The organism is Pseudoalteromonas sp. NCIMB 1079 (assembly GCF_040567695.1).
GTDB classification, from domain to species: Bacteria; Pseudomonadota; Gammaproteobacteria; order Enterobacterales; family Alteromonadaceae; genus Pseudoalteromonas; species Pseudoalteromonas distincta.
Genome location: NZ_JBEWZA010000001.1, coordinates 1,194,147 through 1,219,820, shown reverse-complemented (window position 1 = coordinate 1,219,820; position 25,674 = coordinate 1,194,147). Strand labels below are relative to the sequence as shown.

The 25,674-nt window shown below is 41.3% G+C and carries 15 protein-coding genes and 4 rRNA genes; 6 read left to right on the top strand and 13 right to left on the bottom strand.

The features are described from left to right. The first annotated feature begins 92 nt into the window (after nucleotides 1–92). Nucleotides 93–1,391: a lipid IV(A) 3-deoxy-D-manno-octulosonic acid transferase gene (gene waaA, locus ABX891_RS05635; protein WP_354629068.1), complete on the top strand. Its 1,299-nt coding sequence runs from the start codon at nucleotides 93–95 to the stop codon at nucleotides 1,389–1,391. Further along, complete coding sequence (locus tag ABX891_RS05630; protein WP_002961067.1) at nucleotides 1,388–1,936, top strand: DUF1415 domain-containing protein; 549 nt, start codon at nucleotides 1,388–1,390, stop codon at nucleotides 1,934–1,936. The genes waaA and ABX891_RS05630 overlap by 4 nt, the downstream gene beginning before the upstream one ends. 48 nt (nucleotides 1,937–1,984) lie before the next feature. Here the strand turns inward: ABX891_RS05630 and ABX891_RS05625 are convergent, their stop codons facing one another. From ABX891_RS05625 to purL, 4 genes are all read right to left on the bottom strand, one after another. Then, nucleotides 1,985–2,314, bottom strand: coding sequence for a YdbL family probable chaperone protein (locus ABX891_RS05625; RefSeq protein WP_002961068.1), 330 nt, complete (start codon nucleotides 2,312–2,314; stop codon nucleotides 1,985–1,987). 11 nt (nucleotides 2,315–2,325) lie between these two features. Further along, nucleotides 2,326–2,523 (bottom strand): YnbE family lipoprotein, encoded by a 198-nt coding sequence (locus ABX891_RS05620; RefSeq protein WP_007378800.1) that lies wholly within the window; start codon nucleotides 2,521–2,523, stop codon nucleotides 2,326–2,328. Between the two features lie 2 nt (nucleotides 2,524–2,525). Then, complete coding sequence (locus ABX891_RS05615; protein ID WP_354629067.1) at nucleotides 2,526–4,976, bottom strand: intermembrane phospholipid transport YdbH family protein; 2,451 nt, start codon at nucleotides 4,974–4,976, stop codon at nucleotides 2,526–2,528. A gap of 277 nt (nucleotides 4,977–5,253) precedes the next feature. Continuing rightward, nucleotides 5,254–9,144: a phosphoribosylformylglycinamidine synthase gene (gene purL, locus ABX891_RS05610; protein ID WP_354629066.1), complete on the bottom strand. Its 3,891-nt coding sequence runs from the start codon at nucleotides 9,142–9,144 to the stop codon at nucleotides 5,254–5,256. A 211-nt stretch (nucleotides 9,145–9,355) separates the two neighbouring features. Here purL and mltF point away from each other — a divergent pair, with 211 nt between their 5' ends. After that, nucleotides 9,356–10,864: a membrane-bound lytic murein transglycosylase MltF gene (gene mltF, locus ABX891_RS05605; protein ID WP_354629065.1), complete on the top strand. Its 1,509-nt coding sequence runs from the start codon at nucleotides 9,356–9,358 to the stop codon at nucleotides 10,862–10,864. A 163-nt stretch (nucleotides 10,865–11,027) separates the two neighbouring features. Then, nucleotides 11,028–11,195, top strand: coding sequence for a hypothetical protein (locus ABX891_RS05600; RefSeq protein WP_007584688.1), 168 nt, complete (start codon nucleotides 11,028–11,030; stop codon nucleotides 11,193–11,195). A 2-nt stretch (nucleotides 11,196–11,197) separates the two neighbouring features. Here ABX891_RS05600 and tadA read toward each other — a convergent pair whose 3' ends face one another. Then, nucleotides 11,198–11,713, bottom strand: a complete 516-nt coding sequence (gene tadA / locus ABX891_RS05595; RefSeq protein WP_033026952.1) for a tRNA adenosine(34) deaminase TadA — start codon at nucleotides 11,711–11,713, stop codon at nucleotides 11,198–11,200. A gap of 178 nt (nucleotides 11,714–11,891) precedes the next feature. Between tadA and ABX891_RS05590 the strand changes: the two genes are divergently transcribed. Then, nucleotides 11,892–13,196 (top strand): inosine/guanosine kinase, encoded by a 1,305-nt coding sequence (locus ABX891_RS05590; RefSeq protein ID WP_354629064.1) that lies wholly within the window; start codon nucleotides 11,892–11,894, stop codon nucleotides 13,194–13,196. Between the two features lie 37 nt (nucleotides 13,197–13,233). On the opposite strand, the gene glsB is transcribed toward ABX891_RS05590, so the two are convergent. The 6 genes from glsB to ABX891_RS05560 all read right to left on the bottom strand — a co-directional run bounded on the left by glsB (nucleotide 13,234) and on the right by ABX891_RS05560 (nucleotide 21,672). Then, the gene (gene glsB, locus ABX891_RS05585; RefSeq protein WP_354629063.1) at nucleotides 13,234–14,157 is read right to left on the bottom strand and encodes a glutaminase B; all 924 of its coding nucleotides are present in this window, start codon (nucleotides 14,155–14,157) and stop codon (nucleotides 13,234–13,236) included. Nucleotides 14,158–14,706: 549 nt separating this feature from the next. Further along, nucleotides 14,707–14,821: ribosomal RNA gene (rrf, locus tag ABX891_RS05580) — 5S ribosomal RNA — on the bottom strand. 62 nt (nucleotides 14,822–14,883) lie between these two features. Next, nucleotides 14,884–14,998 (bottom strand): 5S ribosomal RNA (rrf, locus tag ABX891_RS05575). A 145-nt stretch (nucleotides 14,999–15,143) separates the two neighbouring features. After that, nucleotides 15,144–18,033, bottom strand: a 23S ribosomal RNA gene (locus tag ABX891_RS05570). A gap of 298 nt (nucleotides 18,034–18,331) precedes the next feature. Next, nucleotides 18,332–19,867 (bottom strand): 16S ribosomal RNA (locus tag ABX891_RS05565). Together the 16S, 23S and 5S rRNA genes form the textbook arrangement of a ribosomal RNA operon. A 947-nt stretch (nucleotides 19,868–20,814) precedes the next feature. Beyond that, complete coding sequence (locus tag ABX891_RS05560) at nucleotides 20,815–21,672, bottom strand: tetratricopeptide repeat protein (RefSeq protein ID WP_165744058.1); 858 nt, start codon at nucleotides 21,670–21,672, stop codon at nucleotides 20,815–20,817. 111 nt (nucleotides 21,673–21,783) lie between these two features. Between ABX891_RS05560 and ABX891_RS05555 the strand changes: the two genes are divergently transcribed. Continuing rightward, complete coding sequence (locus ABX891_RS05555; RefSeq protein ID WP_354629062.1) at nucleotides 21,784–23,094, top strand: M20 metallopeptidase family protein; 1,311 nt, start codon at nucleotides 21,784–21,786, stop codon at nucleotides 23,092–23,094. A 67-nt stretch (nucleotides 23,095–23,161) separates the two neighbouring features. Here the strand turns inward: ABX891_RS05555 and ABX891_RS05550 are convergent, their stop codons facing one another. Both ABX891_RS05550 and ABX891_RS05545 read right to left on the bottom strand, forming a co-directional pair. Further along, a complete protein-coding gene (locus ABX891_RS05550) occupies nucleotides 23,162–25,102 on the bottom strand; it encodes a DNA topoisomerase III (RefSeq protein ID WP_354629061.1) in 1,941 nt (646 codons plus the stop codon). Nucleotides 25,103–25,144: 42 nt separating this feature from the next. Beyond that, nucleotides 25,145–25,660: a hypothetical protein gene (locus ABX891_RS05545; RefSeq protein ID WP_024603830.1), complete on the bottom strand. Its 516-nt coding sequence runs from the start codon at nucleotides 25,658–25,660 to the stop codon at nucleotides 25,145–25,147. Between the last annotated feature and the right edge of the window lie 14 nt (nucleotides 25,661–25,674).

Here is a 25,674-nt window from a genome sequence, read left to right as displayed (position 1 = left end):
AACTGAACCCAGACCATATTTTATAACGAGTCTGTTTAGAAAACGGCTATTTCACGGTAAACTAACGCCACTTCCCTTTAAGAAAGATCAGTATGGCACGCATTTTTTACTCATTCGCATTAATTATTATTAGCCCACTGATTGTATTTTATCTCTATATTTTACGAGGTAAAAAAAACCAAGGCTATCGTGCACACTTTAAAGAGCGCTTTGGGTTTGTCAGTAAGTCTTTATTTACGGTTAAAACTAAACCTTTAGTTTTTCATTGTGCTTCTGTTGGCGAGGTACTTGCCGCAACGCCACTTATTAAAGCTTTGCAAAAAGTGCATCCAAATTTAAATATACTTATAACCTGTAATACTCCAACAGGCAGAGAGCAAATACTTAGCCAGTTTAAAAATACTGTAGCGTGTAGCTATTTACCAATCGATTTCCCGTTTGCGACAGCCCGATTTTTAAAGCGTATAAAGCCACAAGCATTATGTATTTTAGAAACCGAGCTATGGCCAAATTTAATGGCGATAAGCCACAAAAAAAACATACCAGTACTTGTCATCAATGCAAGACTCTCTGAAAAGTCACAGCAGGGCTATCAAAAGGTCGCTAAATTAACGCATATTATTATGCGCTCAATTACGGTACTTGCGAGTCACAATAAAACAGATGCTAAACGCTTTATTGAACTTGGTCTTGAAGCTTCAAAAAGCCATGTAACAGGCTCAATAAAATTTGATATAACACCAAGTGACGAGCAATTAGCTAAAGTACTCAACCTTAAACAGCTTTATAACAGTAATGAAGACAATAAAGATGAACGCTTTGTATGGGTGGCAGGCTCAACACATCCTGTTGAGCATGAGCTGGTACTTTCAGCCCATCAAGAGTTACTAAAAAAGCAACCGAACGCATTACTTATAATTGCCCCGCGCCATCCAGAGCAATTTGACAAAGTGGCAGAGCTTTTAACGCAAAGCCCACTTAGCTTTAGCCGTCGTAGCCAAAATAACTATAATAATGAGCAAATACTCCTTGCAGATACGCTTGGTGAATTACAGTGTTTATATGGCGCTGCAAATGTGAGCTTTATTGGTGGCAGCTTAATTCGCAGAGGTGGGCATAACCCACTGGAATCAGCAGCGTTTTCGGTAGGTGTAATAACAGGTCCACACACATACAATTTTGACCATGTTTATCCCGAGCTAACAAAGCTCAAAGGTGCTGTAGTGGTTGATAGTAACGACGAACTCGCAAAGCAGCTTATAACGTTTAGCCAAAACACAAAAGCGTGCCAAACCTTAGGTATTAAAGCTGCGCAATGCGTAACTAAAAACCAAGGTGCTATACAAAAAACACTTAACATTATTAATCAATATTTAGAGCCAAAACCGTGACCAACATAGCTATAAGCCAAACCCGTGAATGGGTGTCATCTGTTATTGTTAAATATAACTTTTGCCCATTTGCACGTAAAGAAGTAGAAAATAACTGTATTCATTACATAGTAAGCTCTGCAACGAGCATGGATGATGCTGTAATGGATATGCTTGAGCAATGTGTTGAGCTTGACCGTGAACCAGAGCGCGAAACAACCCTTATCATGTTTGACAATGGCTTTAGTGACTTTGAAGACTTTTTAGACTTGGTCGATTTAGCTAATGCACTTTTAGTCGCGCAAGGCTTTGAAGGTAAGTATCAAATCGCTAATTTTCATCCTGATTACGTATTTGCTGACAGTGATGAAACCGATGCCGCAAACTACACAAATAGAGCGCCCTTTCCTACATTGCATTTAATCCGCGAAGCAAGTATGAGCGAAGCACTTGATAGTTATAACGAGCCTGAATCTATTCCTGAGCATAATATAAATCTAGCAAGGCGTAAGGGGATTGATTTTTGGCAGCAGTTACTTGAAGGCTGTAAAAAACCGAGCGCTTAAATGCTCGGTTTTATTTTGGTTTGTGCAGAACAAGACAATCACAAACGCTTATTTTTTAACCCAGTTACCATTTACTTCAACGTAATGACCACTTTGGGTTTTTTCAATTGTTTTAGCGGCAGCAAGTGCTTCTACTTGTGAAAGCGACAAGTTATTCTTTTTAGCGAGCTTTAAGTACTGCGCTTTACGCTTTGCATTTATGTCATCAACAACGGCTTTTGCCTCTGCGTTTTGTACAACAAGTCCTAAATAACCAGAGCTATCTTCACCTACTAAACCTTGGTTTTTAGCGTCATCAAGGCTAATAGCCCAAGCAGAGAACGACATACATACTGCACTAACTAACGTAATAATATTTAATTTTTTCTTCGTATTCATGTTCAAGCTCCTTAAAATAACTCACTGTCGTCACTAAATAAATTGTCGAGTTCTTTATCTACTTTTACGCGAATTTCGTGATCGACCTTCACATTTAAATTAATAGTAATGGGCTCTTTAGCAGACACCTCAACACGATGCGTGCAAGCACTGAGTGCACTAATAGCACTCAGTGCGAGCAGTACTTTTATCAATAACGACTGTCTCATTATTAGTTTCCTTTTTGTGAGTATTGTTGCTCAACTTTCTGTGTAATTTCGTCACTTAAACGTAGTGCGCGTAAAAGTGTAAATACGTTTTCTTCGTGGTTATAATTAAAGTTAACCTGCTGCTGCTCTGCTTTATTATAGCCTTGCAAATTAACCCCTAGTTTTAACCAACCATCATTTTTTAGTGCCACACTGCTATTAAGTTTTTGAATATCTAAATTAGTTAATAACCCTAACACAGGTTGTAACTCTTGCTGTTGCTGCATTACTGAATCAAAAGCGGCATTATTGGTAATTTTTAAATTACCTGTTCCTTGGCTAAATAAGCTTCCGTCAATTATCTCAATTTTTCCACTATCAAAGTGAACCGGTAAAGACCCCGCCAAGCGTCCCGTTAATACAATGCCCGACTTATCGTCGAGTGTAACAAGTTTGCTTGCATCAATATTATCAAACTTAACATTAGCAACTTGGTTTGGCTTCCCTACTGTGTAGCTATCTAACGAAAACTCGCCACCAAACACACTTCCTTTTACATCATTTATAAGCGCGGTATTGTTATTAACTTGCCATTGCCCTTCAATCGCTTTAACTACGGCACCCGCCCTAAGCTCATTTAAATTAAAGGTAGTTGGTTTTACATTAAGCTTACCTGAATTATATTCCCCGCTAAATGTACTCCTTAAATCGCTCGCAAGGTAATCGTTATACAATGCACTTGTATGACTAATCCCTATATTGAACAGTGCATTTTGTAAGTTTATATCGCCACTAATATAGCCATTAAATTCGCCCTCTGTTAGCTGTGCAAGTGGCTCAAATTGACTAATAAACGCATTTAACGACAGCGCACTTTGTTCAGGAATAACCACTTCAAATGGATGAGCTTGCGACGACATATGATGATTTATCACTAACTCAACATCGTTTATAAATGCGTGATGCGTGGCTTTTAGTGCACGGCTTTGCAAGCCCGTAGACTCTACTTTTATATTATTAAGTTTTATGTCGGGGCTATTAACAGCCTTTATATTCGTTTTTGCTGTTAGATCAGCAAATAACTCACCTACGCCTAAATTAGCATTTGCTGTTAATGTGTTACTTATATCTGTGACTTTAAATTCTTTATATTCTGCGCTTTTTAATTGCTGAGTTAACGCTACCTCTGCGTTTAACTGTTTATCCATTTTTGCTGTTAAATCACCTTGGTATTGCACTGCACTTATATCAAACGCATCTACACTATTAAGCGTTAATTTAGCATTTATAAGCCCAATTGGTTTTGAGTCTATAAACTCACTTATATTAAAGTGACCACTAAGGCTAAGCCCATCCGCTGTTGCGGGTACAAACTCAGGTAAATTTTCAAGCATAACGACGTAATCGCCTTTAATTGCAGCGTCAGATAACTGAGCATTAACGCTAATATTATTTATATCAGGTGTATTTATTTGAGCTGACAAAGTTGTCTGTAAGTCTTCAAATGGAGATGTAATATTTAGTGTTGTATCTGTTATTAAAATATCAAATTGCTTATCGCCCACGCTTACCAAATTAATTGCAGGAACACTGAGCTCACTAGCCTCTAAGCGAATTGATTGAGGGAGTTTAAGTTGCCAATTTAAAGGCACTTGTTTGCTAATAAAGCCTGCATATTCACTTGGTGGAATTAACTCAGTACAGCTTGGTGTTAAATTAATTTTGTTATTAAGCAAATCGGTATTAAACATTAACGCTTGGCTATTTAAATTAAAACGCGTCGCCAATTTACCAGTGGTTAATACGTTAACTTTGCACTGCTCATACGTGTGAGCAAACTGGGAGCTAATATCGCCATTTAACTCAAGTTCTATACCATCAAAGCTAAATGCTTGCTGAGTATTAAAGTTAAAATCTGCTATTAATGTATTTTTAGTGTTTATAACGTGCTTTAAAAAAGTGTCATTAATTTCAAACTGACCTCTTACTTTATTAGCAGTCAAAATTGCACTTGCGTTTATATCACCTGAGACATTAAATTTATTTAGGTCAGGCTCTAATATGCTTATTTTAAGTGGCTTATTGAGCTCATCACTTTTTACTACAAGCTGTTTAATATTGATTAATGGGCGATTTAAGGGAAGTGCTAAATCGAGATTTTTAGCAAGCTGATTAGCATTATCACTTTTAGGGAGTGGATTAACTGTTAGCACTGCATTTTCAATATCTACACGCTTTGTATTTGCAGTAATACCAGTAAGTTGTAATTGTTGATTTTGATAATTTACACACACTTTATCAGCATGAATATTTAGTTCAGACGTGATTGAAAAATCAAGGCAGTTTAATGTGACACCCGCTTTTTCGAGCTCAGGCGCTATAACCCACTGTAATAAAGGTAAACGAAATACATAACTAAGCAGCAAGGTACTTAGCAATAAAACGCCAACAATTAAACCAATTCGCTTAAACATACTATCCTTAAATGCTTTGTGCTTTTAGCTATACTAATACCAACCTGCATAAATCTTTGATCAATTTAACGAATTAAATTGCACTATAACGTCGTTAAAAGTTTTTTATTTAGAACAACTAGATATAAAAACTTTTGCCTAGTTCTAGCGTAATTTTCTTAACGTTAAATAGACCCCATATATAAGCAGATTGGTATAATCAAAAAAGGCTGCACAATGCAGCCTTTTTAAGTTTACTGTAAGATTATGAATCTAACTTGTATAAACGTAAATATAATTAACCTACGTTTTTACGTGCGTTACGGAACATACGCATCCACGGGCTATCCTCGATCCACTCATCTGGATGCCAAGAGTTGGCAACGCTTCTGAATACACGTTCTGGATGCGGCATCATTACAGTGGCACGGCCATCAGTTGACGTAACACCTGTAATACCTTCTGGAGAACCATTAGGGTTAGCTGGGTACTGCGTTGTAGGGTTACCGTAGTTATCTACAAACTTAACCGCTACAGTGCCGCTATCAAGCGCCGCTTTAGTGGCTGCATCGTTTGCAAACTCAGCATGACCTTCACCATGAGAAACTGCAATTGGCATACGCGATCCAGCCATTCCGTTAAAGAACACAGACGGATTCTCTTGTATTTCTACTAAACTAAAGCGTGCTTCAAAACGCTCTGATTTATTAGTTACAAAGCGCGGCCAATGTTCAGTACCAGGGATCAACTCTTTTAACGTTGATAACATTTGGCAACCGTTACATACACCTAAGCTAAAGGTATCTTCACGGTGGAAAAAGTTTTGGAACTGATCGCGTGCCATGTCGTTAAACAAAATAGACTTAGCCCAACCTTCACCCGCACCAAGTACGTCACCGTATGAGAAACCACCACAGGCCACTAAACCTTTAAATTGCTCTAGTGTTAAACGACCTTCTAAAATGTCGCTCATGTGTACATCAACGGCTGCAAAACCTGCGCGATTAAACGCTGCCGCCATTTCTAAATGAGAGTTAACACCCTGCTCACGTAAAATAGCCATTTGCGGTTTAGCACCGGTTGCAATATATGGTGCAGCTATATCTTCGTTTAAATCAAAGTTAAGTTTTACGTTTAAGCCTGGATCTTTTGCATCAAACTTAGCATCAAACTCTTGCTTAGCACACTCAGGGTTATCACGGCGTGCTTGCATTTGATACGTTGTTTCAGCCCAAATAGTACGAAGCTCAGTACGCGTATGATTAAGTACCGTATTTTCGCCACGGTTAAATATAATCGTATCGTCACTGTTAAGCGTGCCAATGTTGTGACTAATGGCTGCTATACCATATTGTTCAAACACCGCATTTACTGCATCTAAATCAGCATTTGCAACTTGAATTACGGCACCTAGCTCTTCGTTATAAAGCGCTTCAATGTCAGAACCTGTTAAAGCTGCTAAATCAACCGTTACACCGGTATGACCCGTAAACGCCATTTCAGCTACTGTGGTAAATAAACCACCGTCTGAGCGGTCATGATAAGCAAGTAACTTACTATCAGCCACAAGCGCTTGCATTGCGTTATAGAAGCCTTTTAATAACTCAGGGCTATCAACATCAGGGGTTACATCACCTAATTGCTTATAAACTTGCGCAAGGCTTGATGCGCCCATGCGGTTTTTACCCGCACCTAAATCAACTAATATAAGCGATGTATCGCCTTTATCTGTGCGCAGTTGTGGCGTTACTGTTTTACGTACGTCGTCAACACGACCAAATGCAGTTATAACTAGTGAAAGCGGCGATGTTACTGACCTCTCTTGTGAGTCACCTTCATCTTTCCATGTCGTTTTCATCGACATAGAATCTTTACCTACAGGAATCGTTAAACCAAGCGCAGGACAAAGCTCTTCGCCTACGGCTTTAACAGCTTCATATAAACCAGCATCTTCACCTGGGTGACCTGCTGCTGCCATCCAGTTTGCCGATAACTTAATGTTTTCAAGGCTACCAATATTTGCACAGGCAATATTAGTTAACGACTCTGCCACAGCTAAACGAGCAGATGCACCGTAATTAAGTAATGCAGCCGGAGTACGCTCACCGAGTGACATAGCTTCACCGTGGTAAGTATCATACGTTGCCGCAGTTACAGCACAGTTAGCAACAGGTACTTGCCAAGGACCAACCATTTGGTCGCGTGCTACTAAACCCGTAACTGAGCGATCGCCGATTGTTATTAAGAATGTTTTTTCTGCAATGGTTGGTAAACGCATTAAGCGCTGCGCTGCATCTGCTGCATTTATTGATGTGATATCAAGCGCCTTGCCAACAACTTGCTTTGACGTTACATCGCGGTGCATTTTAGGTGCTTTACCTAATAATACGTCCAGCGGCAAATCAACAGGGTTATTTTCAAAGTGGCTGTCTGACACTGTTAAGTGAGGTTCCGCTGTTGCTTCACCAATAACAGCGTACTGGGCACGTTCGCGCTTACAAATTGCTTCAAAGCGGTCAAAGTCCTCTACGCCAACAGCGAGTACATAACGCTCTTGTGATTCATTACACCAAATTTCGTGTGGTGCCATGCCTGGCTCATCGTTAGGGATGCTACGTAATTGAAACTTACCACCACGTCCGCCATCATTAACAAGCTCAGGAAACGCGTTAGATAAACCACCGGCACCTACATCATGGATGAATGCAATTGGGTTTTCGTCACCAAGCTGCCAACATTTATCGATAACTTCTTGGCAACGACGTTCCATTTCTGGGTTTTCGCGCTGTACTGAAGCAAAGTCTAAATCTTCGTTTGACTGACCAGAGGCCATACTTGATGCAGCACCACCGCCTAAACCAATGTTCATTGCAGGTCCGCCTAGCGCAATTAACTTAGCGCCAACAGGAATATCGCCTTTTTGAACATGATCAGAGCGAATATTGCCTAAACCACCGGCAAGCATAATTGGTTTATGGTAACCACGCACTTCTTCACCATTATGGCTTGTTACTTTTTCTTCGTAAGTACGGAAATAGCCTAACAAGTTAGGACGACCAAACTCATTATTAAATGCAGCACCACCTAGTGGACCTTCTGTCATTATATCAAGTGCGTTTACAATACGACCCGGCTTACCAAAATCGCTTTCCCACGGTTGCTCGTAACCTGGAATACGTAAATTTGATACAGTAAAGCCAACTAAGCCTGCTTTTGGCTTAGAACCACGACCAGTTGCGCCTTCATCGCGAATCTCACCACCAGAACCTGTAGCAGCACCTGAGAATGGCGCAATAGCTGTTGGGTGGTTATGCGTTTCAACTTTCATTAGTATTTCAATGTCTTCTTGATGATACGCATATTCACCTTGCGCATTTGGGAAGAAGCGACCCGCTTTTGAGCCTTTCATTACTGCCGCGTTATCTTTATACGCCGACAATACATTTTCAGGATTTAGCTCAAACGTATTTTTAATCATTTTAAACAGCGATTTTGGCTGCTCTTTACCATCGATTGTCCAGTCAGCATTAAATATTTTATGGCGACAATGCTCTGAGTTCGCTTGTGCAAACATAAACAATTCGATGTCGTTAGGGTTACGTCCTAACTTTGTAAAATTTTCTACTAAATAGTCTATTTCGTCATCAGCAAGCGCAAAGCCTTGCTCAACATTGGCTATTACTAATGCTTCGCGTCCACCACCTAAAATATCGACAGACGACATTTGGCGTGGGGCATCACTGCGAAACAGCTGAGCCGCATCTTCAAGTTCATTGTGTGTGGCTTCAGTCATGCGGTCGTGCAATAACGCAGTTACTTGTACAAGTTGTTCTGCGTTTAAATCACCTTCAACATAATAAGCAATACCGCGTTCAACACGGTGAACCTGCTTTAAACCACAGTTGTGGGCGATGTCGGTAGCTTTAGATGCCCAAGGTGAAATGGTACCTGGGCGAGGTGTAACAAGTACAAGTTTGCCAGCTGGGGTATGCTCAGCAATAGTTGGACCGTAAGTTAATAGTTTTTCAAGCTTTGTTTGCTCAGAGCTACTCAACGGCGATGTTAAATCGGCAAAGTGAGCATACTCGGCGTATACGTTAGTGACTGGAAGTTGCGATTGTTGGCAACGCGCTAAAATTTTATTAACTCTGAACTCTGAAAGTGCTGGTGCACCACGAAGGATCAACATAAGTAATTTCATCCGGGGTTAGGGATTGAACGATATTTTAGGCACGCATTATAGTCCAATTAGCATTCAGATTTAACTCAAAATTACGCTTTTCATAAAATTAACTTTTTAGCTTTATTTATAGCCTCTTTTGGTTAATAAAATAAAAGGTAAAGTGACGCGATAGCTTAGTTTTGCTATAACGGTGGCTGGCGAGCTTAAGGGGCACTCAATGTTCAAAGAAAAACTAATAATAATCATTACTTTAGTTATGCTGTTATGTGCATGTGATATGCAAGAGCAGCCAACTCAACTCGCCCAAATAAAAGAACAAAACAAAATACGTGTGGGTACACTTGCAAGTGCTAGTAATTATTATCAAGCCGTTCAAGGTGAACAAGGCTTTGAATATGAGCTATCTCAAGCATTTGCTGAATATCTAGGTGTAGAGCTTGAAATAGTGCCATTTTTTAACTTATCCGATATGTTTGAACGCCTGGAAAGCGGCGATTTAGATTTAATTGCCTCAGGACTTACCTATAATAAAACCCGTGCAGAGCAATACCGTTATGGACCAACTTACAGAACAATCAGCCAAAAGTTAGTTTATAAGCAAGGACGTGTTCGCCCTCGAGAGTTTGCCGACTTAGATGGCAACTTTACTGTTATCGCTAAAAGTAGTCATTCGCTTACTCTGCAAAAAATGAAAAAAAACAATCCAGATCTTACTTGGATAGAAAGCGAAGAGTTTGATGAAGAAGAACTACTTCAAGCAGTTATTGATGGCGAAATAGATTACACACTCGCTGATACGCATACCCTATCGCTGTTTCGACGTTATCATCCAAATTTAAGTATCGGTTTTTCTGTTAGTCATAACGACCCGATTGCATGGATACTTAATAAATCAAAAGATGATTCTTTATACTCCTTATTAGTGCCATTTTTTGGCGATATAAAACAGAGTAATCAGCTCTACGTACTTGAAGAAAAATACTTTGGCCACGTGCGCCAATTTAACTATGTAAATACCCTTGCTTATATCGAAGCTATCAAAGAAACCTTACCAACATACCAACCATGGTTTGAACAATATGCTGGTAGCCTTGATTGGCGTTTATTAGCGGCACTTAGCTATCAAGAATCTATGTGGAATCCTCGCGCTAAATCGCCAACAGGCGTTCGCGGTATTATGATGCTAACCCGCGGTACAGCAAAACAAGTAGGTGTTACCAACCGCTTAGAGCCAGAGCAAAATATTCGCGGTGGTGGTAAGTATTTAAGTAAACTGATTAAGCGTATTCCTGATAGAATTCCTCAACCTGATAGAACATGGCTTGCACTAGCGGCTTACAATGTAGGTTGGGGGCACGTTAACGACGCGCGTATAATTACCGAGCAGCAAGGCGCAAGCCCTGATAAATGGGCTGATGTAAAAAAACGCTTACCGCTGTTAATTAAAAAGCGCTATTACCGTAAAACTCGCTATGGTTATGCGCGTGGCGATGTAGCGGTTAAATATGTTGATAATATTCGTCGCTATTACGATGCACTTGTTTGGCTAGATGAGAATAATGCTATTGCTGTAGAACCTGAACCAGAACCAATCACAGAGCAGAGCACTGATACCGAGCCAAAGCTAAATGAAGAAAGTGACGAAAAAAGTAACAAAGATGAAGCGCAAACAGAAAAACAACAGCCTATAATTGAGCCCGAACAACCGAGTGAAAACAATAACTAAGATTTGTATAGGTATCAGTTTTTTGAGCAAGCCAGTAAGCAAAATTTAAGTAAATTAAATATCTGTTTACTTGTCATCAAATGATCACTAATGTGTGTTAATTGTATATCTTTATTTTATAAGATATACCCGTGCCTTTCTCACTCTTGCATTAGGAGAAAACATGCTAAAACGTAGACGCACACAAAGATTAAAACGCAATGTCATTTATTCAACGGCCACACGTCGTCGTGTTATGTTGCGAAAACTACACAAAAAAATCATCTGGCGTCGCCGAATGTTTGCTATGCAGCAAATGGCTGAATCAGAAATAGAGCCAATCGCTAGTTAGCTTTAGTTGGGCTTATTTATTTGTTCATCACGAGCAGCTTTCTTAGCTGCTTTAATTTGCGCTCTTCTACGTTTAAAAAAATTCGAAATAGTATCACCGCACTGCTGTGCCAAAACACCACCACACACCTCAACTTGATGATTTAACTTAGGCTCTTGTAATAAATTCATAATTGAACCCGCAGACCCTGTTTTAGCATCGACTGCTCCAAATACTAAACGCTTTATTCTGCTATGCACTAACAATCCCGCACACATAGAACAAGGCTCTAACGTTACGTATAGGGTGCAATCAATTAAGCGGTAATTGTTAAGGACTTTTCCAGCTTCTCGCACTGCAATCATTTCGGCATGGGCAGATGGGTCATTATCCGTTATTGAGCGGTTATACCCGACTGAAACTAGCTGGTTATCTTTGACTACAATTGCTCCAACCGGAATTTCATCAAGCAGCTCTGCTTGCTTTGCATACAAAAGCGCTTGTTCCATCCAGTAGGAATCATCAAATGGTTCGTTCATTATTTCTACTTAAATAACCTTTTATGCTGTAATTATACCTAGTTAGCACTCTAAAGTGCGCCATTCATTACTTTATTCCAAAAATAAAACAATATTTACCCGTTTGTAATGGCTCACTCGTGCTGATTTACGCTATAATCTCACGCTTTTTTTATTTAGCTCACAACACGGGTAGCAAATGAAATTTCCTGGACGCCGCAGGCATAAACATTATTTTCCAGTGGAAGCCAAAGATCCACTTACCAATCAACTTAACGCAACAGAGCGATTACAACGTAGTTATATTACGGGTATCGATCAGATCGTTGTTGATATAGAGGCAAAAGTTGATCAAGCTTTCCTTGACGAATTTCAACTACGTAGAGGGATGTCGCAAGTTATTGATAGCGATACAACAAACGCCTTATACGATCGTTTAAAATTAAACAATATGGTTGATTTTGAGTTTGCCGGTGGAACCATTGGTAACACTATGCACAACTACTCTGTACTTGCAGATGATCGCTCAGTTTTATTAGGCGTAATGAGCGAAAATATAAAAATAGGTAGCTACGCTTACCGTTTTTTATGTAATACCTCAAGCCGTGTAGACTTAAACTACCTTCAACCAGTTGATGGGCCTGTAGGCCGTTGTTTTACATTAATTGATGAAACCGGTGAGCGTACTTTTGCAATAAGTGCAGGCCTAATGAATCACTTACGTCCTGAATCTATCGATAAAGACCTTATTGAGAATTCATCAGCGTTAGTGATTAGTGCCTATCTTATGCGTACTCAAGGTAGCGAAACAATGACTGAAGCCACTATGCAAGCGGTAAAATACGCTAATGACGCAGATGTGCCAGTTGTGCTTACACTCGGTACTAAGTTCTTAATTGAACAAGACCCTACTTGGTGGGCAAACTTTGTTGAAAAGCATGTTGATATTCTTGCTATGAACGAAGAAGAAGGTTTAGCTATTACAGGTTTTGAAGATCCTCTTCTAGCTGCTGATAAAGCACTTGATTGGGTAGACTTAGTTATTTGTACCGCTGGCGAAAAAGGCTTATTTATGGCCGGCTACGTAGACGAAAGCTTAAAGCGTGAAACCGAATACCCGTTACTACCAGGCGCCATACCTGATTTTAACCGTTACGAATTCTCACGAGCTATGCGTAAAGATGAGTGTGATGAACCTATCAGAGCATATAGTCATACGGCCCCATTTATGGGTGGACCTGATTCAATAAAAAACACCAATGGTGCAGGTGACTGCGCACTTGCGGCTGTACTACATGACTTGTCAGCGAATGTTTACCATAAGCTTAATGTGGCAAACTCAGCTAAACATCAGCAACAAGCTATTACTTACTCGTCACTATCGCAAATTAGTAAATATGCTAACCGAGCGAGCTATGAAGTATTAGTTCAGCACTCTCCGCGTTTATCTCGTGGTTTACCTGAACGTGAAGATTGTTTAGAACAAGTTTATTGGGAACAATAAATAACGGTGGGAGCAATTATTGCTCCCTATCGATTTCCTAAAAAATAGAAATATCGAGCTTTTTAGATAGCAGTTCTAATGCTGCTATTCCTGCAACGGAGTTACCAAACGAATTAAGCCCCGGAGAATAAACAGCTACAGTAAACTTATTTGGTAACACAGCTAAAATAGTCCCTGACACTCCCGATTTACCTGGCATACCTACTCTGTAACCAAAATCCCCCGCAGCATCATATAAGCCACTGGTAAATAATAGCGAATTAAGCTGCTTATTTTGACGGCTACTTAAAACACGATCGCCCGATCGATTATCAACACCTTTATTTGCTAAAAAATTATAAGCTTTGGCTAATTCAATACAGTTGAGCTCAATAGAACAAAAGTTAAAGTAAGACCATAAAACATCATCGACTTCATTTTCAAAATTACCAAACGACTTCATTAAATGTGCCATAGCAGCATTACGGTGTCTAAATTCATACTCAGAATTAGCGACTTTTTTATCAATCACTATCCCTCTATTACCAGCTAACAACCTAAAGGTCTCGAGCATAGAATGCATTGGTGCAGATAAGCGGCTGTATAACGCATCACACGTTACAATTGCGCCTGCATTTATGAAAGGGTTACGAGGGATCCCTTTTTCAAACTCAAGCTGTGTAAGCGAATTAAAGGCAGTACCTGAAGGCTCCTTTCCAACTCGATGCCAAAGTTCATCACCATAACGTTGCAGTGCCATAGTAAGTGTCATAACTTTTGAAACAGACTGAATGGTAAAACGTTGAGAGCAATCCCCCGCACATACAGTCTTACCATCAGTTGTATAAATAGCGATAGAAAATTGCTCAGGATCGACCTCTGCAAGGGCCGGTATATAATCAGCTACTTTTCCTTGTGATAATAAAGGGCGTACTTCATGTGCTATTTCATCAAGCACCTTTTGGTAATCAGCTGTAGACAAACTAGACCTCTATATCATCATTCATAAAAAATTGGATTTTAGCACGCGCGAATAGACGCAACTAGTTTTGTTGTTGAATTTAAAGGGGGATGTTTTTCTTAATTTTAAAAAGCAAAAAAACCGTCACATTGCTGTAACGGGTTTCTCTTAATTAAATCCTAGTAATGTCGTACTGCCCACAGCGGTAGAGAGTCACATAGCAAATGCTACACTATCTTTGTGTCGGGGCGTCCTTCTGCGGGGCTCGCCTTAGAACTATTTTATTTCGCCACTGAGTTCGGCATGGACTATTTACAAAATTACAAAAAGCAAAAAACCCGTCACATTACTGTAACGGGTTTCTCTTAATTAAATCCTGGTAATGTCGTAGTGCCACAGCGGTGGAGAGGCACATAGCAAATGCTACACTATCTTTGTGTCTGGGCGTCCTTCTGCGGGGCTCGCCTTAGAACTATTTTATTTCGCCACTGAGTTCGGCATGGACTATTTACAAAATTTCAGAAAGCAAAAAACCCGTCACATTACTGTAACAGGTTTCTCTTAATTAAATCCTGGTAATGTCCTACTTTCACATAGCAAATGCTACACTATCATCGGCGCTGTTTCGTTTCACTACTGAGTTCGGCATGGAGTCAGGTGGGTCCAAAACGCTATTGTCACCAAGAAAATTCTTTTCAATTTTCTTATTTTAATTATTAAGGTTAAAGTCCTTCGACTGAATTTGAAGCCTGGTAATGTCCTACTTTCACATAGCAAATGCTACACTATCATCGGCGCTGTTTCGTTTCACTACTGAGTTCGGCATGGAGTCAGGTGGGTCCAAAACGCTATTGTCACCAAGCAAATTTGGGCGTTAATTCGTATCTCTACGCATTAACTGAATTTGGAAAATATCTGATAATATTTTTTAAGTCTTTCTAAGTAATATCTACTTTAGTTATATTAACTTCTGTCTAAACTATCACATAAAACGCGTTTGGCGTTGTATGGTTAAGCCTCACGGGTAATTAGTACAAGTTAGCTTAATGGCTCACACCACTTCCACATCTTGCCTATCAACGTTGTAGTCTTCAACGGCCCTTCAGAGACTTTAAAAGTCTAGTGAGAACTCATCTCGAGGCCTGCTTCGCGCTTAGATGCTTTCAGCGCTTATCAGTTCCGAACGTAGCTACCGGGCAATGCCATTGGCATGACAACCCGAACACCAGCGGTTCGTTCACTCCGGTCCTCTCGTACTAGGAGCAACCCCTCTCAATTCTCAAACGCCCACGGCAGATAGGGACCGAACTGTCTCACGACGTTCTAAACCCAGCTCGCGTACCACTTTAAATGGCGAACAGCCATACCCTTGGGACCGACTTCAGCCCCAGGATGTGATGAGCCGACATCGAGGTGCCAAACACCGCCGTCGATATGAACTCTTGGGCGGTATCAGCCTGTTATCCCCGGAGTACCTTTTATCCGTTGAGCGATGGCCCTTCCATTCAGAACCACCGGATCACTATGACCTACTTTCGTACCTGCTCGACGTGTCTGTCTCGCAGTTAAGCTGGCTTCTACCATTACACTAACCGTACGATGTCCGACCGTACTTAGCCAACCTTCGTGCTCCTCCGTTACTCTTTAGGAGGAGACCGCCCCAGTCAAACTACCCACCAGGCACTGTCCGTAACCCCGATTCAGGGGCCAACGTTAGAACATCAAAACTACAAGGGTGGTATTTCAAGGACGACTCCACAACAACTAGCGTCGCTGCTTCAAAGTCTCCCACCTATCCTACACATGTAGGTTCAATGTTCAGTGCCAAGCTGTAGTAAAGGTTCACGGGGTCTTTCCGTCTAGCCGCGGGTACACAGCATCTTCACTGCGATTTCAATTTCACTGAGTCTCGGGTGGAGACAGCGTGGCCATGGTTACACCATTCGTGCAGGTCGGAACTTACCCGACAAGGAATTTCGCTACCTTAGGACCGTTATAGTTACGGCCGCCGTTTACCGGGGCTTCGATCAAGAGCTTCTCCCTAAGGATAACCCCATCAATTAACCTTCCGGCACCGGGCAGGTGTCACACCGTATACGTCATCTTGCGATTTTGCACAGTGCTGTGTTTTTAATAAACAGTCCCAGCCACCTGGTCACTGCGGCTCCCGTCCGCTTAGAGAGCAAGTCTCATCACAGATAGGAGCGTACCTTCTCCCGAAGTTACGGTACGATTTTGCCTAGTTCCTTCACCCGAGTTCTCTCAAGCGCCTTAGTATTCTCTACCTGACCACCTGTGTCGGTTTGGGGTACGATTCCATATAATCTGAAGCTTAGAGGCTTTTCCTGGAAGTATGGCATCAACAACTTCATCACCTTAGTGACTCGTCTCGTGTCTCAGTCTTAATAGCAACCCGGATTTACCTAAGTCGCCAACCTACTCACTTTCACATGGACTACCAACGCCATGCTTGTTTAGCCTGCTCCGTCCCCCCATCGCAATTATATCGAGTACAGAAATATTAATCTGTTTCCCATCGACTACGCCTTTCGGCCTCGCCTTAGGGGTCGACTTACCCTACCCTGATTAACATGGGATAGGAACCCTTGGTCTTCCGGCGTGGGAGTTTTTCACTCCCATTATCGTTACTCATGTCAGCATTCGCACTTCTGATACGTCCAGCATACCTCCCGGTACACCTTCAACCGCTTACAGAACGCTCCCCTACCACTCAGAATAAATTCTGAATCCGCAGCTTCGGTGCATAGTTTAGCCCCGTTACATCTTCCGCGCAGACCGACTCGACCAGTGAGCTATTACGCTTTCTTTAAAGGATGGCTGCTTCTAAGCCAACCTCCTGGCTGTCTGGGCCTTTCCACATCGTTTCCCACTTAACTATGACTTTGGGACCTTAGCTGGCGGTCTGGGTTGTTTCCCTCTTCACGACGGACGTTAGCACCCGCCGTGTGTCTCCCGGATATTACTTTACGGTATTCGGAGTTTGCAAAGGGTTGGTAAGTCGGGATGACCCCCTAGCCTTAACAGTGCTCTACCCCCGTAAGTATTCGTCCGAGGCTCTACCTAAATAGATTTCGGGGAGAACCAGCTATCTCCCGGTTTGATTAGCCTTTCACTCCTAGCCACAGGTCATCCCCTAACTTTTCAACGTTAGTGGGTTCGGTCCTCCAGTTGATGTTACTCAACCTTCAACCTGCCCATGGCTAGATCACCGGGTTTCGGGTCTATACCTTGCAACTAGTCGCCCAGTTAAGACTCGGTTTCCCTACGGCTACCCTATTCGGTTAACCTCGCTACAAAATATAAGTCGCTGACCCATTATACAAAAGGTACGCAGTCACCCAACAAGTGGGCTCCTACTGCTTGTACGTACACGGTTTCAGGTTCTATTTCACTCCCCTCACAGGGGTTCTTTTCGCCTTTCCCTCACGGTACTGGTTCACTATCGGTCAGTTGGGAGTATTTAGCCTTAGATGATGGTCCACCTATATTCAGTCAAAGTTTCACGTGCTCCGACCTACTCGATTTCACTTAAAATGTCTTTTCATGTACGGGACTATCACCCTGTATCGTGGCACTTTCCAGAGCCTTCCATTAACACATAATAAGCTTAAGGGCTGTTCCGATTTCGCTCGCCGCTACTTTCGGAATCTCGGTTGATTTCTTTTCCTACGGGTACTTAGATGTTTCAGTTCTCCGCGTTCGCCTCGTTAACCTATGTATTCAGTTAACGATACCTGCAAGCAGGTGGGTTTCCCCATTCGGAAATCCTAGTCTCAAGCGCTTTTTACTAGCTTGACTAGGCTTATCGCAAGTTAATACGTCCTTCATCGCCTCCAACTGCCAAGGCATCCACCGTGTACGCTTAGTCACTTAACCATACAACCCAAACGGGTCTTTGTTTTGTGACAGTTTAACTTCGCCAGAAGTCAATATTGAATACTAAAGTAGATACCAATCAATCAACTCCTAAGAGTTAATTAAATGGCACTGAATGGTACTGCTACCATTCTTTTTTTACTTTTGAAAACTCTTGATAAATACAATGTATCTATCAGAATTTTATTATCAGCTTTTCCAAATTTTTAAAGAGCATATTAATTAGTTATCCCGAAGGACACGCACTAATTAACAATCATCTGTGTGGACACTACGAACAAATAAGTTCTAAATCGTATAAGGAGGTGATCCAGCCCCAGGTTCCCCTAGGGCTACCTTGTTACGACTTCACCCCAGTCATGAATCACTCCGTGGTAAACGTCCTCCCGAGGGTTAGACTATCTACTTCTGGAGCAACCCACTCCCATGGTGTGACGGGCGGTGTGTACAAGGCCCGGGAACGTATTCACCGCGTCATTCTGATACGCGATTACTAGCGATTCCGACTTCATGGAGTCGAGTTGCAGACTCCAATCCGGACTACGACGCACTTTAAGTGATTCGCTTACTCTCGCGAGTTCGCAGCACTCTGTATGCGCCATTGTAGCACGTGTGTAGCCCTACACGTAAGGGCCATGATGACTTGACGTCGTCCCCACCTTCCTCCGGTTTATCACCGGCAGTCTCCTTAGAGTTCTCAGCATTACCTGCTAGCAACTAAGGATAGGGGTTGCGCTCGTTGCGGGACTTAACCCAACATCTCACAACACGAGCTGACGACAGCCATGCAGCACCTGTATCAGAGTTCCCGAAGGCACCAAACTATCTCTAGTAAGTTCTCTGTATGTCAAGTGTAGGTAAGGTTCTTCGCGTTGCATCGAATTAAACCACATGCTCCACCGCTTGTGCGGGCCCCCGTCAATTCATTTGAGTTTTAACCTTGCGGCCGTACTCCCCAGGCGGTCTACTTAATGCGTTAGCTTTGAAAAACAGAACCGAGGCTCCGAGCTTCTAGTAGACATCGTTTACGGCGTGGACTACCGGGGTATCTAATCCCGTTTGCTCCCCACGCTTTCGTACATGAGCGTCAGTGTTGACCCAGGTGGCTGCCTTCGCCATCGGTATTCCTTCAGATCTCTACGCATTTCACCGCTACACCTGAAATTCTACCACCCTCTATCACACTCTAGTTTGCCAGTTCGAAATGCAGTTCCCAGGTTGAGCCCGGGGCTTTCACATCTCGCTTAACAAACCGCCTGCGTACGCTTTACGCCCAGTAATTCCGATTAACGCTCGCACCCTCCGTATTACCGCGGCTGCTGGCACGGAGTTAGCCGGTGCTTCTTCTGTCAGTAACGTCACAGCTAGCAGGTATTAACTACTAACCTTTCCTCCTGACTGAAAGTGCTTTACAACCCGAAGGCCTTCTTCACACACGCGGCATGGCTGCATCAGGCTTGCGCCCATTGTGCAATATTCCCCACTGCTGCCTCCCGTAGGAGTCTGGGCCGTGTCTCAGTCCCAGTGTGGCTGATCATCCTCTCAAACCAGCTAGGGATCGTCGCCTTGGTGAGCCATTACCTCACCAACTAGCTAATCCCACTTGGGCCAATCTAAAGGCGAGAGCCGAAGCCCTCTTTGGTCCGTAGACATTATGCGGTATTAGCAGTCGTTTCCAACTGTTGTCCCCCACCTCAAGGCATGTTCCCAAGCATTACTCACCCGTCCGCCGCTCGTCAGCAAAGTAGCAAGCTACTCTCTGTTACCGCTCGACTTGCATGTGTTAGGCCTGCCGCCAGCGTTCAATCTGAGCCATGATCAAACTCTTCAATTAAAAAGTTTTATGTCTTTCGACAGCTCAATGAATTCTGAATTTTTGTTTTTGTTGCCAAAAACGAATTGACTGTGCGTTATTATTTTCACTTTTAAAAAAGTAAAATCAAAACAGCTCAAGGCTGAATCTTTTAATAACATATGGTCACTCAGTTTCAATTGAGACTCTAATTTGTTTGCCTCATTACTTGCTCAATAAAGAACGAAGTAGCTTGGCTGTTAGAACTCAATCTGTACGAGTGCCCACACAGATGATTGCTTTATATTGTTAAAGAACGTTTTGAGTCGCTTTAGCGTCTCAAGGGATGCGAATAATACACCCTTTATTTTTCGAGTCAACACTTTGTTTTAAACTTTCTTTTGGAAGATTTAAAACCGAAGTTTTATTTAACTCTCTGAGTAGTTCGTGCCTCGCTATGCGTTGTCCGCTGCGCGTCGCCATATCCCGTCTCAGTGGGGTCGCATTATAGGGAGCGGCGGATTTTACGCAAGCGTTATTTGCATAAAATAGTAATTAAAATTAAGCCCCAAGCAAGCGCACACGATAAACACAAGTTACCCACAAAACCCTGTTGATAACTCTTGTTTTTACATAGATAAACCATACTAAAGCTATTAATTAAAACCTTAAAAATGCAAAAAGCACCTTATGTAGGTGCTTCTCAAAAGTAATAGTTATTAGAATCTAGGGTCTGTTTATCTTTCAAGGTTAAATTTGCAGCAGCCTGTTTGGTATTCAGGCAAGGCAGAGCCTATGTAGTGTGGTTACCCCATAAATAGGCGATAACGTAGCATTAATGCCAAACAGGCGCTGCCTAAAGGGTTCTTCCTAGGGGCTATTTACTCTTTGTTACTCGGTTTTTACTTAGCCCACTAGGTTACAAATCTCGCGCCGCGATTAACCCCCCCTAGTTTGAACAAATTTTAATCCGCAAAGAGCAACAGACCCTAGTATAAAATACTATATAACTTGCGGCGATACTTAGCTGCGAGTGCGTCGCCATCAGGTAAAGAGGCAATAATGGCTAAAAAGCTTGGTTTTGCTTCGTTGAAGTTCAGATCTTTTTGTAGAACTGTAAACAGTACATCCAATGCCTCTTCTTTTCTGCCTGCTTCATTAAGTAAAATACTGAGCTCTTCTTTTAGTTCTAAGTCATTTGGATACTTTTCTACTTGTTGTTGCTTTTCTTTAATCTCTGGTGAGTCTTTTGCTTCAAGCGCGGCTTCGCATTTTGCTTTAATATTATTAAAGTAAGCATCTTGCTCTTGTGCACCTATTGTATTTATAAGCGCTTGCGCTTCATCTACCTTGTGAATTTGAATACATATGTCTGCTAGCACTAACTTGATACGTGCATTACCGCTGTCTATTTCATAAGCTTGCTTTGCATAATTAAATGCAGCATTTAAATCTGACTTTAATAACGCTTGCTTTGCTTGTTCTAATAGTAAGTCTTGTTGCGCAGGTAAATGCTTTGCTAGGGCTTCGCGTATTTGCGCTTCGCTTTGAACACCTGCAAGTAAATCTACTGGTGCGGAGTCTTTTAATAATACAAGCGTAGGCAGTGTTTGCAGACCAACTTGTTGCGCAAGTTGAGAAGCGAGTGCTTGTTCTGCATCGCAATCTAGGTTTGCTACTACTATATAGCTTGCATATTCTGCTGCTACTTTATCTAAAATTGCAGCCTGTCCTATACAGTCAGGACTTTGAGGAGAGAAAAAGTTAAGCAACACCAATTTTTGTTGTGATGTTTCACCGAGTACTTGTTGAAGGTTTTGCGCATTAATACTAACTATGTTGCTCATTGAATTGATTGCCATATTCGTCTATTTAGGTTTTTATATGGTGGTGAACATAATAATTACAAGTCATATACCTAAATCACTCGGTATACATATTCAACAATAAGGGAAAATATGAAATTAACTTACCTAAGTGCAATACTTTTATTAGCAAGCCCATTAGTACAAGCAAATGGACTCGATTTGAATTTAAGCAAAGCCATGCCAGCTATTGAAAAGTTTTACCTCGACTTACACCAATCCCCAGAGCTCTCTTATCACGAACAAAAAACAGGTAAAAAGATAGCAGATAGATTAACTCAGCTGGGTTTTAAAGTAACAAGCAATGTAGGTGGGTTTGGTGTTGTCGGCATTTACAAAAACGGAAACGGTCCAACCGTGATGATCCGCACTGATACTGATGGCTTACCTATTATTGAGCAAACAGGAAAATCCTATGCCTCAAAAGTCAAAGTAATAGACGAGCACGGTGCAAAAGTAGGTGTAATGCACGGCTGTGGCCACGATATCCACATGAGCTCTTTTATTGGAACTGCAGAGCAGTTAATTGCTCATAAAAAACAGTGGCAAGGTACATTAATGATGGTTGCACAGCCTGCAGAAGAAGTAGGTGGGGGTGCTAAAGCGATGTTAAGCGAAGGACTATTTAGTAAATATGCAAAACCTGATCATATAATTGCTTTACATGCAAGCGCTAGCGTCCCCGCTGGTAAGGTATCAATGAAAAATGAATACACGATGGCAAGTGTAGACTCTGTCGATATTACAATTAAAGGTAAAGGTGGTCATGGTGCTTATCCGCATACAACTATAGACCCAGTGGTTATAGCTGCACGCACTGTACTTGCTTTGCAAACAATCACAAGCCGAGAGCTTTCACCGCTTGAGCCATCTGTTATTACAGTGGGGTCTATTCATGGTGGTTCAAAACATAATGTGATTTCGGATGAAGTAAAACTACAACTCACTCTCAGAAGCTATAACCCCGATGTAAGAAGCGCTCAAATAGCTGCAATCAAACGTATTACAGCTGGTATAGCACAAAGTGCTGGATTAGATGAATCAAGCTACCCTGTTGTATATGTACATGAAGATGAATCTATTCCGTCTACTTATAATAACCCTGCACAAACAGACATTGTTAGAAACTCTATTGCCAGCGCAATTGGCGATACTAATGTACTTGAAACACAGGCTGTAATGGCGGGTGAAGATTTTGGCCTATACGGACGCACCGATGAAAATATCCCTATTACCCTCTTTTGGCTAGGAGGCGTAAACCAAGCACAATATGCAGATTCAATAAAAACAGGTGAGGTACTCCCTTCTCTACACTCTAGTAAATTTGCACCAGATTATAAAGTTGCTATTCCTACTGGAATAAAAGCAATGAGTAACGCTGCTGTTGCCTTATTTAATAAGTAACCTGAGTTTAGGTTAAGTAATACCAATTCAACATTAAGCAATATGGTTTAATAAAATGGCTCTGTTGCTAACTAGCAACAGAGCTTTTTTTATAACTCGACTTTTTAAAGGTCGCTTTTCCACCTCGTTTAGCAAAACGTTTTTTAGGTGAGGTTTTTGGTAACTTCCCAAATGCATTGCTATCGCAGTTTGCTGCTAATTGAACAAACCCATTTAGGTCAGCAAGTAAAGGCTGTAAAAATTGCTGATAACTCATTGCCTGCTGTGCAATATCACCTAAGCTCGACTCCCACTTTGCGGTTAAATCAGGACTCGCTAAACCTTGTGGTAATACGCTAATAAGAGCAAGTCCCGTTTCGGTCGCTCTAATTGACTTACCTTCACGTTTTAAAAAACGCCGCTTAAATAGCAACTCGATTATTCCCGCACGTGTTGCCTCCGTACCTAAACCATCAGTGTCTTTTAATACTTTTTTAATTTGTGGATCTTTAACATAACGGCTAATGCCCGTCATCGCAGCCAATAATGTGGCATCGGTAAAATAAGCAGGGGGTGATGTATGCTTTTCGACTACTTCGCCTTTATCGCAAAAAAGAGGCATACCTTTTGTTAAATGAGGTAGCGAGGCTTCATCTTTTAATTCAGATTTACCCATTAACACCTTAAAACCCAAGCTTACATCTTGCTTTGCATTTGCCTTAAAAAGCCCACCAGCAATAATTACCTCAGCTTTAGTTTCGTTATATATATAGTCAGGATAAAACTGGATTAAGTAATGACGGCTTATTAATTGATATACCTTTGCTTCGTCACCGCTCAAACTCGCTGACTTTAACTGCTTAGCCGTAGGCACAATGGCATGATGGGCAGCTACTTTTGAATCGTTAAAACATTTACTACGCTTTTTCACATCAGCCCCGTTTACTAATTCACTACTTTGCCCCCCATTAGCACTTATTGCCTTTAAAATAGCAGATGCTTCTTGATGGTGATCTTTAGGTAAATAACGATTGTCTGAGCGTGGGTAAGTTATTAATTTATGACGTTCGTAAAGTATTTGGCAAATATCCAATACTTTTTGAGCTGGCATACCAAATGCTTTAGCCGCATCGATTTGTAGTGCAGATAAATTATAAGGTAATGGAGCACTTTGCTTTTTTTGTTTTTGGTCGAGAGAAGTAAGCTCAGCACTTTGCTTTGTAATACGTGAAGCAACATTTTCTGCAAGAGCTTTGTTAAGTATTCGCCCTTCTTCATCTTGATGTGGCTCACATGCTTTGCTTGGAACCCACTTAGCTATGAATGGTTGATTATCTGGAGTAAGCAAATGCGCCAATACATCGTAAAAAGGCTTAGATACAAAGTGTGCTATTTCGTTATCTCTATTAACAACAAGACCTAAAATAGGGGTTTGTACTCGCCCTACCGAAAGCACATTACCAAACCCTGCTTTTTGCCCAGCTAGTGTGTATGCACGTGTTAAATTCATACCAAATAGCCAATCCGCACGAGAGCGCGCTAAAGCAGATACACTTAGCGGAATAAAATCTCGATTAGAACGCATTGCGCCCAATGATTTCTTTACCGCAGATAAGTTTAAATCACTAATGAGTAAACGTTGCGTACTTTGTTTTTTAGCCTGACTTATTTTAGCTTCTTCTATTACTTGGTCGACCAGAAGCTGGCCTTCACGGTCTGGATCGCCAGCGTGAATAAGTTGCGAGGCTTGTTTAATTAATTTTTTTAAAACAGTGAGCTGTTTGCGAGTTTTGGTTTTGGCTTTTAACTTCCACTGTTCAGGTATTATAGGTAAGTGATCAAACTGCCACTTTTTAAAGCGCTCATCATAATCATCGGGCTCTGCTTGTTCTAGTAAATGCCCTATACACCACGAGACACAATCTCCGTTGGCGACTTCTATATAGCCATCGTGTTTTTTATGTGGTTTTGGTAACGCATCAGCAATAGCGCGTCCAAGTGAAGGTTTTTCTGCAATGTAGAGTTTCATAGCTTGCTCACCACTGTTCATATAAACAGTAGTTTAGCACAGCTATTTTAAAGGAGGGGCTTTTTTATGATTATTACCAGTTACTGTCTTATTATTTTTAATTACAATATAAATTAGCGGAAGATAACACACCACTACGGTGAGCGTATTAATTAAAGGTAAAAGCGTTTTATACATTAACGTGCTATAAGATAAATCCCAAAGGTGGCGATCAACAACGCGAAAAAGTTGTAAAATTGGTGCCATTATAACAACCAACTGACCTAACACACATTGCCATAAATAAACTTTATCTTTTATCCCAAGATAGGCAATTAAAGCCATCCAAGCTATGTCATTAAACGCCCAGACAAGATATCTATATATATAAATATCTTTATCAAACTCTTTTAAAGAATCGTATATAAGTGCACCAAATAAGAAAAATACACCTGTGACACATACAAATCGTAATGCTAAAAAATCTTTACGCAAATAGAAAACAACAATAGCTGGGATTAAAAATAAAACCCAGCTAAGTTCAAGAAATGTAATTACCTTATCAACCCATAAAGGCATTGTTATTCTTTCGT

Excerpts from the sequence above, each read along its gene's own strand:
- purL (WP_354629066.1), bottom strand. The coding sequence starts at position 9,144 with ATGTTGATCCTTCGTGGTGCACCAGCACTTTCAGAGTTCAGAGTTAAT.
- ABX891_RS05545 (WP_024603830.1), bottom strand. The coding sequence starts at position 25,660 with ATGCCTTTATGGGTTGATAAGGTAATTACATTTCTTGAACTTAGCTGG.
- ABX891_RS05625 (WP_002961068.1), bottom strand. The coding sequence starts at position 2,314 with ATGAATACGAAGAAAAAATTAAATATTATTACGTTAGTTAGTGCAGTA.
- ABX891_RS05590 (WP_354629064.1), top strand. The coding sequence starts at position 11,892 with ATGAAATTTCCTGGACGCCGCAGGCATAAACATTATTTTCCAGTGGAA.
- mltF (WP_354629065.1), top strand. The coding sequence starts at position 9,356 with ATGTTCAAAGAAAAACTAATAATAATCATTACTTTAGTTATGCTGTTA.
- waaA (WP_354629068.1), top strand. The coding sequence starts at position 93 with ATGGCACGCATTTTTTACTCATTCGCATTAATTATTATTAGCCCACTG.
- ABX891_RS05615 (WP_354629067.1), bottom strand. The coding sequence starts at position 4,976 with ATGTTTAAGCGAATTGGTTTAATTGTTGGCGTTTTATTGCTAAGTACC.
- tadA (WP_033026952.1), bottom strand. The coding sequence starts at position 11,713 with ATGAACGAACCATTTGATGATTCCTACTGGATGGAACAAGCGCTTTTG.
- ABX891_RS05620 (WP_007378800.1), bottom strand. The coding sequence starts at position 2,523 with ATGAGACAGTCGTTATTGATAAAAGTACTGCTCGCACTGAGTGCTATT.
- ABX891_RS05550 (WP_354629061.1), bottom strand. The coding sequence starts at position 25,102 with ATGAAACTCTACATTGCAGAAAAACCTTCACTTGGACGCGCTATTGCT.
- ABX891_RS05560 (WP_165744058.1), bottom strand. The coding sequence starts at position 21,672 with ATGAGCAACATAGTTAGTATTAATGCGCAAAACCTTCAACAAGTACTC.
- ABX891_RS05600 (WP_007584688.1), top strand. The coding sequence starts at position 11,028 with ATGCTAAAACGTAGACGCACACAAAGATTAAAACGCAATGTCATTTAT.
- ABX891_RS05555 (WP_354629062.1), top strand. The coding sequence starts at position 21,784 with ATGAAATTAACTTACCTAAGTGCAATACTTTTATTAGCAAGCCCATTA.